The 12,164-nt window shown below is 39.6% G+C and carries 11 protein-coding genes; 7 read left to right on the top strand and 4 right to left on the bottom strand.

Annotated features, from left to right (window positions below; all coding sequences use genetic code 11):
* Positions 1-35 precede the first annotated feature (35 nt).
* A complete protein-coding gene (gene ilvY / locus C7Y70_RS10595) occupies positions 36-950 on the bottom strand; it encodes an HTH-type transcriptional activator IlvY (protein WP_099294434.1) in 915 nt (304 codons plus the stop codon).
* A 139-nt stretch (positions 951-1,089) separates the two neighbouring features.
* Here ilvY and ilvC point away from each other — a divergent pair, with 139 nt between their 5' ends.
* The 4 genes from ilvC (at position 1,090) to C7Y70_RS10575 (ending at position 6,907) form a co-directional block, all read left to right on the top strand.
* Positions 1,090-2,562, top strand: coding sequence for a ketol-acid reductoisomerase (gene ilvC / locus C7Y70_RS10590; protein WP_099294432.1), 1,473 nt, complete (start codon positions 1,090-1,092; stop codon positions 2,560-2,562).
* A gap of 198 nt (positions 2,563-2,760) precedes the next feature.
* Positions 2,761-4,674: a methyl-accepting chemotaxis protein gene (locus C7Y70_RS10585; RefSeq protein WP_135474904.1), complete on the top strand. Its 1,914-nt coding sequence runs from the start codon at positions 2,761-2,763 to the stop codon at positions 4,672-4,674.
* Between the two features lie 147 nt (positions 4,675-4,821).
* Positions 4,822-6,015: a tetratricopeptide repeat protein gene (locus tag C7Y70_RS10580; RefSeq protein ID WP_135474903.1), complete on the top strand. Its 1,194-nt coding sequence runs from the start codon at positions 4,822-4,824 to the stop codon at positions 6,013-6,015.
* Positions 6,008-6,907 (top strand): M28 family peptidase, encoded by a 900-nt coding sequence (locus C7Y70_RS10575; RefSeq protein WP_245321477.1) that lies wholly within the window; start codon positions 6,008-6,010, stop codon positions 6,905-6,907. Before C7Y70_RS10580 ends, C7Y70_RS10575 begins: the two co-directional genes overlap by 8 nt.
* On the opposite strand, the gene C7Y70_RS10570 is transcribed toward C7Y70_RS10575, so the two are convergent.
* Complete coding sequence (locus C7Y70_RS10570; protein WP_135474902.1) at positions 6,887-7,219, bottom strand: GIY-YIG nuclease family protein; 333 nt, start codon at positions 7,217-7,219, stop codon at positions 6,887-6,889. The two genes, C7Y70_RS10575 and C7Y70_RS10570, sit on opposite strands and share 21 nt — an antisense overlap.
* Before the next feature lie 119 nt (positions 7,220-7,338).
* On the opposite strand from C7Y70_RS10570, the gene C7Y70_RS10565 reads away from it, so the two are divergent.
* Complete coding sequence (locus C7Y70_RS10565; protein ID WP_099294424.1) at positions 7,339-7,698, top strand: outer membrane protein assembly factor BamE; 360 nt, start codon at positions 7,339-7,341, stop codon at positions 7,696-7,698.
* Positions 7,699-7,982: 284 nt separating this feature from the next.
* Here the strand turns inward: C7Y70_RS10565 and C7Y70_RS10560 are convergent, their stop codons facing one another.
* Both C7Y70_RS10560 and C7Y70_RS10555 read right to left on the bottom strand, forming a co-directional pair.
* Positions 7,983-8,309: an RnfH family protein gene (locus C7Y70_RS10560; protein ID WP_099294422.1), complete on the bottom strand. Its 327-nt coding sequence runs from the start codon at positions 8,307-8,309 to the stop codon at positions 7,983-7,985.
* Positions 8,306-8,746: a type II toxin-antitoxin system RatA family toxin gene (locus tag C7Y70_RS10555; protein WP_099294420.1), complete on the bottom strand. Its 441-nt coding sequence runs from the start codon at positions 8,744-8,746 to the stop codon at positions 8,306-8,308. Before C7Y70_RS10555 ends, C7Y70_RS10560 begins: the two co-directional genes overlap by 4 nt.
* Positions 8,747-8,890: 144 nt before the next feature.
* On the opposite strand from C7Y70_RS10555, the gene smpB reads away from it, so the two are divergent.
* Positions 8,891-9,370 carry an SsrA-binding protein SmpB gene (smpB, locus tag C7Y70_RS10550; RefSeq protein ID WP_099294418.1) on the top strand — a complete coding sequence of 160 codons (480 nt, stop codon included), beginning with the start codon at positions 8,891-8,893 and terminating at the stop codon, positions 9,368-9,370.
* A 173-nt stretch (positions 9,371-9,543) separates the two neighbouring features.
* Positions 9,544-12,138, top strand: a complete 2,595-nt coding sequence (locus tag C7Y70_RS10545; protein WP_135474901.1) for a TonB-dependent receptor — start codon at positions 9,544-9,546, stop codon at positions 12,136-12,138.
* Positions 12,139-12,164 lie beyond the last annotated feature (26 nt).

Genomic DNA, 12,164 nt, shown 5'->3' with positions numbered 1-12,164 from the left:
TTCACACTTTTGATACATTCACCCCCAATATTGTACTAATTAGCCAGGCTATTAATTTCCTTTAAAGATTGCGCAATTTTCCAAAGCGCATTCAAAGCAGGATCGGCAAGGTTTTTCTTGAGCACTGCTAATCCGATTTCAAAACCGGCGGGAGCGTCACGTTGGTCACTTATGATATGAACGCGATCTTTAAGAGGACTATTATCCAGCACGATTTTAGGTACCATTGCTATACCTAACCCTAAGCTAACCATTGATACCATAGCTTCATGGCCAGCAACCTGCGCATATATTTTTGCGTTAATATTATGCTTACGCCACCATTGTTCAAGCCTTTGCCGAGTTAACCCTTGTTCAGGTACGATAAACTCTAATTCAGACCAATCGATTGATTCTGCTTTAGTTGTTAGCTTTTCTCTAATTAACGTAGGATTGCGAGGCGCAATGAACACCAAAGATGAATACCCTATACTCGCAAATGCAATCTGATTCGGTAGTTTGTCAGGTTTAGCGGCTATTGCCATATCTTCATGAGAGTCAAGCACCCTATTGATTGCCAGCGCAGGGTCACCAGTATTTAGCTTTAACTCAATATATTGATGCTCTAATCTTAATTGTTCCAACATTTGATGTAAAAAACTGTATGAAGCGGTAACTGAGCAATATATCCCAACCTTCCCGTATATCGTCTGTTCAGGGTCTTGAACATTTGCACGAAAACGATGCCAATTAGTAAGCGTAGCATTTGCATAATCAATAAACGACTCACCTTCACGTGTTAATTTTACACTTCGGTTATCTCGACTAAATAATGCAACGCCAACTTCATCTTCCAATTGCATTATATTTCGGCTCAAAGTTGGTGCACTGATATGACACAGCTCGCTCGCACGGGCAAAATGCAACGTTTTTGCTAACACCAAAAAGTAACTTAATCGCTTATGATCCACGCTCATTCCTATATTTCATTTTATGAAACACTTTAATTCAAATATATCATTTTACGCAAGCACATTATTCACATAGGGTAACACCAAGCAAGTCAGTAAACTTGCATCTAACAGCATTTATATGAATAGGATACTAACAATGGCGAATTATTTTAATACACTTCCTTTACGTGAGCAGTTAGCTCAATTAGCACAATGCGAATTTATGGACCCAGCTGAATTTGCTGAGGGAGTCGAAGCACTAAAAGGTAAAAAGCTCGTTATTGTTGGTTGTGGTGCACAAGGCTTGAATCAAGGTCTTAATCTACGTGACTCAGGGCTGGATGTTTCTTATACATTACGAGATTCAGCAATCAGTGAGCGCCGCCAGTCATTTTTAAACGCATCTGAAAATGGCTTTACAGTAGGTACTTATGAGGAATTAATTCCTAGCGCTGATGTAGTACTTAATTTAACACCAGATAAGCAGCACACCGCAGTTGTCAGTGCAATTATGCCAATGATGAAACAAGGCTCTACGCTTGCTTACTCGCATGGTTTCAACATTGTTGAAGAAGGTATGCAAGTACGTGACGACATTACCGTCATCATGGTTGCACCGAAGTGCCCAGGCTCTGAAGTACGTGAAGAGTACAAACGTGGATTTGGTGTTCCGACACTTATCGCCGTACACCCAGAAAACGACCCTCAAGGTAAGGGTCTAGCGCAAGCAAAAGCCTATGCAGCAGGCACGGGTGGCCACAGAGCAGGCGTGCTGAAGTCATCATTCATTGCTGAAGTAAAATCTGACCTAATGGGCGAGCAAACTATCCTTTGCGGCATGCTTCAAACAGGTTCTATCTTATGTTTCGACAAAATGGTCGAAAACGATATTGAACCAGGCTACGCCTCTAAGTTAATTCAATACGGTTGGGAAGTGATAACTGAGGCACTTAAATACGGTGGCGTTACAAATATGCTTGACCGCTTATCAAACCCAGCAAAAGTAAAAGCGTTTGAATTAAGTGAGCAACTTAAGGTGATTATGCGCCCGCTTTACAATAAGCATCAAGATGACATCATCGATGGTACGTTCTCTCGCGTTATGATGGAAGATTGGGCTAATGATGATGCTAACCTATTAAAGTGGCGTGCAGAAACAGCTGAAACTAACTTTGAAAAAACACCTGCGGGTGATGTCGAAATTACAGAACAAGCGTTTTTTGATAATGGCATTTTAATGGTTGCTATGGTTAAAGCAGGCGTAGAACTTGCTTTTGAAACGATGACAGCTGCAGGTATCATTGAAGAGTCGGCGTATTACGAGTCACTTCATGAAACGCCACTTATCGCTAATACTATTGCCCGTAAAAAACTCTATGAAATGAATAGAACAATCTCTGACACTGCAGAATACGGGTGTTATTTGTATAATCACGCTTGTTTACCACTACTAAAAGACTTTATGAAAGACATCTCAACAGATGTAATAGGTAAAGGCTTGGCTGAACAAAGTAACTACGTTGATAACAAAACATTAATCGAAATAAATAAAGCACTACGTGAGCACCCTGTTGAAATTGTAGGCGCCAAATTGCGTGGCTATATGTCAGCAATGAAAAAAATTGTTTAACCCTGGACAATAAAAGAAGTTTCGCTTGTTAGAAACCAAGCCCACTGGCATTTGCTGTGGGCTTTTTCATACCTAAAACAGCAAATAGCTCCCTTTAAAAGCAATGATGTAACTTCCCCAATTTCTACACATATCATATCGCAGTGGCTTATTATTGTGCTAAACTGAACGCCAAAGCAGTAAATTAACAAACAAATTATGTTCCTACAACGCACTCCAATCACGCAAAAAATAACACTGTTAGGTATCTGTATCGCATTAATGGTATCTGCATTAATAGGTATCACATCTTTATTCAGTGCAAAAAAGATTATAGAACAGCGTATGATTGAGTCTGAGCTCCCTAGTAAAATCCAAGCTATAAATAACTATATTAGTTTAGAGATAAATCAGCTCAAAAGTGCTGCACAACAATTATCTAGCAATGAGTTTATTTTAGATTGGGCAGCTAAGAACAATGCTAATGACACGATTTTAATCAATGAGTTAAACCGCGTAAAACGCCAATATAACCTTGCTACGGCATCTTGGGCTAACAGAGAAAGTGCCCAATACTGGAATCAAGATGGTTTTTTAAGAGTGTTGAATACTCAGCAAGATGCTTGGTTTTACGGCTTCAAACAAAGTGAACAGCCTTTTTCAATTAGCATCTTTCAAGAAAGTGACAACGACGTAAAAATGTTTGTAAACCACCAGCAAACTAATGGTGTAGGCCTTGCAGGCCTTGCAAAAAGCATTTCTGCAATGCAAGCTTTATTAAACAGGTTTAGAATTGAGCAATCAGGTTTTGTATTCATCGCCGACGATACAGGTTTAGTCAAACTCCATAGGGACGCAAATAAAGTTGCCAAAGCACAAATTGACTCACTATATGGACCAGGTATCGCAAGCCAGTTATTGCAAGAAAATGATTTTAATTTATTAGAAACCACCATTGATGATAAAGCCTATTTCCTTGCCGCAAGTCCGATTAAAGGCACACATTTATATGTTGTAGCGCAAGTTGCTAAGGATGAAGTCTTTTCAGGGATAAGTGATTTACAATGGCAGATAATTAGCTTTGCTGTTTTAATTGGATTAATTGCATCCGCAGTAAGTTTTCTACTTGCACGTTCATTGTCATCTCCCCTATCAAAAATGGCTGAATTATTCACTCGTTTAGGTTCTGGCGATGCTAATTTAGCCTACCGCTTACCTGAGTCTGCTCAACCTGAGCTAGCTAAATTAAGCAACGGCTTTAACTTATTCCTGACAAAAATTGAAACAGCGATTGCAAAAGTTGCCAGTGAAAGCCATGAAATACGCCAAAGCTCTCAACATGTATTTGATCAAGCACAGCGTAACTCACAAGCTATTGATAGTCAGAAAGAACAGACTATTACTGTCGCTGCGGCTATTAATCAAATGGGCGCTACAGTTCAAGAAATCGCAAGCAGTGCTGCAACGGCTGCAAAGCTAACACAAGATAGTAAGGCAAATACCGACAAGAGCCATCAACAAGTGAGCCTCAGCCAGGAAGCTATCTCGGCTTTAGCTGGAGATATTGATCATATAACCACCCAAGTTGAGCAGCTTTCACAAAAGACAGCGGCTATTGCGACTATTGTTGATTCTATTCGAGGGATTTCAGAACAAACCAACTTACTTGCTTTAAATGCTGCAATTGAGTCTGCCCGTGCAGGCGAGCATGGTCGAGGGTTCGCAGTCGTTGCGGATGAAGTGAGAGCGCTAGCAAGCCGCACATCACAATCAACAACTGAAATTCAAACGATGATTGAAGAATTAACGAGTACCTCATCATTAGTTGTTACTAATATCACACAATCAAAAAATAAGGCTCAAGAGAGTGTACTAGCCATGCAAAACTCTGTTCAATTATTAAGTGCAATTACCAATACGGCAAACGAAATAAATGACATGGCAACGCTTATTGCAACAGCAACTGAAGAACAAAGTACGGTTGTTACTGACGTTGGACGTACAATTGAATCAATTAGCGAGATAAGCGATAAAGCATTGCAAGAGCAAATGAGTACTGAGCAGGCAATTAGTGATCTAGCCAGCAGTGCTCAAGCCTTGGATAAGTTAGTAGCTACCTTTGAAAAGCATTAACCCTTATCGCTAAATTATGACTTATGCGCTTTTAGTTCTAATAGACTCTGAATTAACAGCGCTTCTTAACTTTCAACTTGTTCAGATCTACCCCGATCAAAATATAGACTATAATTAATATGTAAATTGATTAGTTGGGGCAGTCAAATGACAACATCAAACGCAAACACATGTTTAGCCATCGTTTTATTTCTAATTTTATTAAGCGGTTGTAACGCCACATCCAATAACACACAACTCTCTGCTCCCCCCAATTTTGCTTTAATGTCTAGTTTTAAAACCTTACCCGTCGAGACCCCCTCTGAAATATTTGTATTAAGTGAAGATATAAAGCAGCAGTTAGACAGTGCGTTTCCACCTACAAAACGAAACTTGCAGTCTACCCGAAAGCTACTTAGGTTTTTACTTGAAAATGGCGATGAATCATTATCTTATCAATCAGGCGCTACACTGGTTGCTAGCCAAGCCTATCGAGATCTAAATGCCAACTGCCTTTCATTATCTATATTGGCATACAGCATGGCTGAGCATTTAGGAATGGCCACTCAGTTTCAACAAGTACATATTCCAGAATACTGGGCACTAAATAAAGGGTATAACCTTTTAACAAGCCATATAAACTTGCGTATATCTCAGCCTTTAAATAAAGGCAGTAATATAAAACATGTTTACAATAGCTTAGACTCTGTCGTTATAGATTTTGACCCCAACTCTCGAGGCGAAAAGTTTCAAACAAGTAATATTTCAAAAGCCCGGATTACAGCCATGTTTTATAACAATAAAGGTGTAATTGCTATGCTGAATAAGCAATACGATCTTGCTTACAGCTATTTTGGTGCTGCAACTAAAACTGATAACGACTATTCTAGTGCATGGGGTAATTTAGCTGTGTTATTTAGGATCACTAATCAATTTAAAGACGCTGAGCTCGCCTATAATTATGCTTTAGAGGCCGACAAAAATAACCATACAGCTCTTGGAAACTTGGCTTTGCTTTATAAGCTAACAGATCGTGATGAACAAGCGAGTGAAATATTGGACTCACTAGATAGAAAGCGTCAAAGCAACCCTTATTATCATGTTTCTTTAGGCAACACAGCCTACAAAGATGGCGCTTATCGCGATGCAATTAAGCATTATCATAAAGCTAAAAAACTCAATAAAAAACTCCATGATAGCTACTTTGGTTTAGCAAAAACCTACTACCAATTAGGTGATTTTAAGCATGCTTATAAACAACTTCGCTTAGCAAATAAATATGCAGATTTTAAACACGATAAAGAACGATATCAGTCCAAGTTAGCAGTATTAAGAAATATGACGGCCAAAGTTAGTGATTAAAAAAGCATTACTTTTACTCTATACGGTATGCTATTGCACACCAGCATATACACAAGTAACACAACAACAGTTGTTTGATGATTTATTGCACCTAAGCTCTGAGACCTTTAATGGAAGAAAAACAAATTCCCAGGGCGCGCTTAAGGCAGCACAATATATAAATAAACGTTTTCATTCACTTGGCTATCAGAGCCAGTTACACCCCTTTGAGTACCGTAGTGGTTTTTTCTCAAGCTCTATGGGCAATAATGTTATTGCCAACTTGACGACATCTAATGCGCTCGCACCGCAACTGATCATAACCGCACATTACGATCATTTAGGTAGCAAAGGTGGAAAGTATTTTCCTGGTGCAAACGATAATGCAACGGGTGTTAGTGCACTACTTTATCTTGCACAGCAACTAAAAGTCCGTCCGCCTAATTTTAATGTTGCTTTTGTCGCAGTGGATGCAGAAGAAAATGGCTTACATGGGAGTCAGTTTTATGTCTCAACGCTTGACACCTCTATGCCATTATTAAATATTAACCTTGATATGTTGGGCGTCAAAAAGCGCCAGCCTACTTTATACGCTTTTACTTCCCGTCAGCAAAAGCAGGTAGTAAAAAACCTAACAAACTTAATAGCTACAAATAGTATCAATATAAAAGTGACAAGCTCCACATATCATATGAATCGGTTAATAAAAAATAATCGCATTGACTGGCGCAAAGCCAGTGATCATTATTCTTTTGCAAAAGCAGGTATAGGCTACATCTATTTTGGGATGGGGGATGACAAGCATCATCATCAATTATCTGATGACTTTGCAAGTATTGACCAAACAATGTACTTAGAAACAGTTCTCTATATCGAAAAGTTTATTCGCAAGTTAGACTTTGCTGACTTTTAAAGGCAGCTCCTGCGTCTTAATAAACGCTCGCTTTTGGGATTTTGTTAACTGTTTTACTCTGTACTCGAGCTTTGTTGCTTCACTTCGATTCCCAACCACAACCTGAAAAACTAGTGTTAAAGGCCCTTTCCCCTTCAAGTTTTTAGCCCCTTTACCAGCCTGATGCGTGGCAAAACGTTTAGCAACATCAGTTGAAATTCCTGTATACCAATGCCCCAGCCTGGTTTGAACTATATACAAAGACCAAATTGCTTCTGGCTCTTTGGATGTATTTTTATCTGAGGCTAAACTTTTATCGCTCTTTATGGTCAAATCATCACTCCAAACATCGATAGTGTAAATTAAGTGCCAAACAATTGTGCAAAAAGGTTTTACCTTAAGTGACTAATCGGTATCATGCAGTTTATAAAAAATAAGGATCCAAACAAACAATGCAGTCGTTAAAAACTTTTTCTCTTTGGTTTATAGTTGCAGTTACGCTTAGTAGTATTGCTGGATGTTCTAGCTGGGTTTACCGTATAAATATTCCACAAGGTAACTTTTTAGAACAATCAGATGTTGATAAATTACGTATTAATATGACACGAGAGCAGGTTCTTTATGTTTTGGGTAAACCCGTAGCAGAAGATGCATTCGATAAAAATACGTGGCACTATGTATATTCTTTCAACTTAGGTCGTAAAAACGAGCAACGTAAATCGCTTACTATTAACTTTGAGAATGAAAAACTGGTTTCATTAAGCGGTGATTACGAGCAGCCTGAAGAATTTAATACCCCACTTGAGCAGTAATCACAATTACTATACCCAAACCACCTCAAGGTGCGAGTTTCAGTTGGAATTAAAAGCGATTTAGGCTAGGCATTGATTGCAAATAATAGTGGTTCTATTGTTAAAATCAATAACGCAGTATAAATTGCTTTTAAACCAACCCATGGGGCGCTTCACATGCACTTACTCTCATCGTTGTTACTTATTAAAAGGGATATTGCCATTGTTGCAAAGTAACGCCTTGATATTAAGCCCCTGTAAAACGCTGAATTCTGCATCTTGAGATGGCTTGGGTATATTTCCATTTACGGCTTGTCGAGTGCTCGCCCACCAGTAACTTTATTCGCGCGGCCTTCTTCTTTTGCTTTTTCAGCTCGCTTACGCCTTGCATCCTTTGGATCTGCAATCAAGGGACGATAAATTTCTACTCTATCACCTTGCGCAAGCACTTGAGTTAATTTGCATGTTCGATTCCACACTCCCAAAGTTAAAGAAGTAGCATCTATTTCAGGACACTTTTGAAGTATACCTGATTTAATTACAGCTTCTTCTGCGCTCGTACCTTGTGGAACCTCTACAGTTAAAGAAGTTGCCGTTGTAGGCAATGCAAACACAACTTCAACACTAATCATAATCGCGGACCATATACATCTTTCGCTCTTTGAGTAAATGCGTTAACCATATTCTTTGCAACATCATTAAAAATTTTCCCAAAAGCCAGTTCAATAAGTTTACTCGCAAACTCAAACTCAAGGCGTAACTCTACCTTACAAGCACTTTCATCAAGTGTTCTAAAGTGCCATTGACCTTTTAACGCTTTAAAAGGACCATCCACCAAACGCAACATCACCGTATGCTCATCAACAAATGTATTCTCTGTTGTAAACCATTTTTTAATGCCTGCTTTAGAAATTTCTAAACTTGCCGTCATCGTATTTGATTGCTGAGTTATTATTTTTGCATCAGAACAATGCGGTAAGAATTTAGGGTATGCATCTACATCATTCACTAAATTAAACATCTCTTTACTGCTATACATAACTAGCGCACTTTTTTCTATTTGTGGCATACTCACTCCCAACTGTGTGGGCGAATTTTAGCAAGCTTTGCGTTTTTCCCCAAACATTACTGGCGCTTTATTTAAATCGACTTTTACATGTAAATTTAAAAAATCGATGTAAAAAGCAGAGCTTTACGTATAATATGGGCCACTATGGCTAAGAAAAAATCATCTAAATCGACAAACAATACCATCGCGTTAAATAAAAAAGCGCGCCATGAGTATTTTTTACACGACAAGTTTGAAGCAGGTATTGAACTACAAGGCTGGGAAGTTAAAAGTATCCGAGCAGGTAAAGTAAATATTTCTGAAACTTATATTCATCTTAAAAATGGCGAAGCTTTTTTGCTGGGCAGTCAAATACAGCCCCTTAACAGTGCTTCTACCCATGTTATTTGTGACCCTCTGCGTTATCGAAAACTGCTTTTGAGCAGGCGTGAGTTAGACCGTTTAGTAGGTGCAACCGAGCGCGATGGATATTCATTGATTGCCACAGCTATGTATTGGAAAAAATGCTGGGTAAAACTTGAATTTCAGTTAGGTAAAGGTAAAAAAATGCATGACAAACGCGAGGACGGCAAAAATAAAGACTGGTCCCGTGAAAAAGAACGGCTAATGAAGCACAAAGTCTAACCAATAAACGCCTAACTCTGTTAGGCGTTTTTATTTACTTATATCATTTTACCCATCAAGTAAAGTTCACATCGTATTAAACTTTAGTCTTATTTTATAACACCCTTGTTACATGATATTCCTATTACGGGCTCAAAGCCTAAAATATTTATTATGACAACAAGGACTTAAGGATGAAGCAATCACTTCCATTTACACCCTCAATTTTAGCAAGTATGACACTTGCAATCGCCGCAAGTGGCTATACAGCTAACACTTCAGCCGCTGAAGAAGTAAAAAAAGTAGAACGTATAGAAGTAACGGGTTCTCGAATAAAGCGCACCGACATTGAAGGCCCTTCCCCTGTGCAATCAATTAGTCGCGCTGATATAGATAATATGGGTTACGATAACCTGCAACAACTACTTGAAAGAATGCCTGTTGCAGGCAACGGCACCTTCTCAACCCGCGGGAACAATCAAGACTCTACTGCAAATGGCGCAGCAGCAGTTAGCCTAAGAGGATTGGGGGCGGATGCAACACTTGTTTTGATCAATGGTCGACGAGTCGCGATCAGTGCATTCGCTGAGAGTATTACAAACTCATTCGTTGATATAAATAGCATTCCTGTTTCTGCTATTGAACGAATCGACATATTAAAAGATGGCGCCTCTGCTATTTATGGCTCTGATGCAGTGGCAGGTGTTGTAAATGTTATTCTCAAAAAAGACATTGATGGCCTAGAAGTTAATTTAGGCTACGGTGGTACAGATGGCCCTAATTATGAAGAAACCTCTGCCAGCTTAGTGTGGGGTACCTCTAATGACAACAGTAGCGCCTCAGTCATTGTTGACTATTTTAAAAATACATCATTGTCATCAAATGAGATGGGCCGTTTAGGTACTGCAAATCAAAGTGCCTATGGCGGTCAAGATTTCCGCTCATCACGCGGGTTTCCAGGGTACTTTTATGTCGATGATGTAAAAACCATTGACCCCGACTGCCCTGCTGAAAATGCAACTTCAAGTGGCAGTTGCTTATTCGACTATGGTCCATTTGGTTACATCGCGCCTGCCTCTGAGCGTGTTGGTGCTATTTCACAATTTGAGTACAACTTTGACAGCGGCATTACCGCATTTATGGAAATGGCTGTTCAACATAATAGCTCAATTGCAGCTGGCGCCCCAACCCCCTTAGATGAAGATGCAGGGCTAACTGTTCCTGGTAGTCACCCTAACAATCCATTTGGACAAGATATTAAAATAGGACGTTACAGAACAGTAGATGCTGGACCTCGCCAATGGGATATTGAGTCTGATACTCTTCGCTTTGTAGCAGGTCTTAAAGGCGACATAAATGACTGGGGCTGGGAAGCTGCCGTACAAAAAGGTCGCAGTAAATCACTTCAAACAGGCAATCGTTCACAAGGTTGGGTGAGAACAGATTTCCTACAGCAAGAAATTGATGCTGGTAATTATAATCCATTTGGTGGCACCTATAATGACCCTGCTGTAGTTGATCGTATTACTACAAGCTTAGTCCGTCGTGGTGAGTCACACATGACCTCATTCGATGCAAATATTACCGGTGAAGCATTTGCATTTGGCGACAGCGTTGTAATGATGGCTGCTGGTATTGAATACCGAGAGGAGGATGTTAGCGATATTCCAGATGACCAATTTCAACGTGGTTTAATTTTTGGTACTGAATCGGTCTCAGCAGCGGCTGATCGTGAGCAATATGCAGCCTATGTTGAATTTTCTATCCCGCTTGCTGATAGCCTAGAGCTTCAACTTGCTGGTCGTTTTGATGATTACAGCGACTTTGGCACCACCACGAATCCTAAAGTGGCATTACGCTGGGCACCTACTGACGAAATCACAGTACGTGGTTCATGGGCACAAGGGTTTAGAGCTCCATCACTAGCCCAAATTGGCTTGGGACCATCAGAAGAAAGTCAGTTCTTTGTTGATTCGTACCGATGCGCGGACTCTGGAGAAGATTGTGGCGTACTGGATTATAATATTCAATTTGCTGGTAACCCTGATTTACAAGCTGAAGAGTCTGAGTCATGGAATGTCGGGTTTATTTGGGCACCGACAGCCGAAATTGGATTAAGTATTGATGTATGGAGCATAACGCAAGACAACAAAATTGATGAGCAAGCATTTGGTCCTATCTACGATGCCGAATGTGATAATCAAAACAGTTCTGTTTGTGTCCGCTTATCACCTCAAGCTGGACAACGACTAGGCGTTATTCAAAAGATCCACAGTACGTTTGAGAATGTATCATCACAAGAAGTATCTGGTATCGACTTCTCTGCAAACTATAACCACTCATTGGATGATTTAGGATTGCTTAAATTCAATTTAGAGTGGGCTTATCAAGATAAATTCGAAAAAGACGGTCGAGATTACACTGGCGAATACGGTTACCCGGAGCATCGTTGGATTTTCTCTACTAATTGGGAAATGGGTGAATTTAATACCAATGTAAACATCAGTTATGTTGGTGAGTTTGAGGATACGCCTGATATTGATTTTGATGGTACATTAGATTTTGATAGCAACACATCAAGAATGGTTGACTCTCAAGTCTTAGTCGATTTACAAACAGCTTATCGTATTACAGAATCAACAAAAGTCTCTATTGGTATCAATAATTTATTTGATGAAGAGCCTCCTTTTGCAATTGGTGATGGCGACAGTGATTTATATGGCTACGCATCTGGGGTTCATAACCCACGTGGACGTTATATTTACACTAAAGTGTCATTCGCTTTCTAACATTAACACAACAAAAAACCCGCTAG

Source organism: Pseudoalteromonas sp. KS88 (genome assembly GCF_004766475.1).
Classification (GTDB): domain Bacteria; phylum Pseudomonadota; class Gammaproteobacteria; order Enterobacterales; family Alteromonadaceae; genus Pseudoalteromonas.
This window is presented reverse-complemented; position numbering and strand designations above follow the sequence as displayed.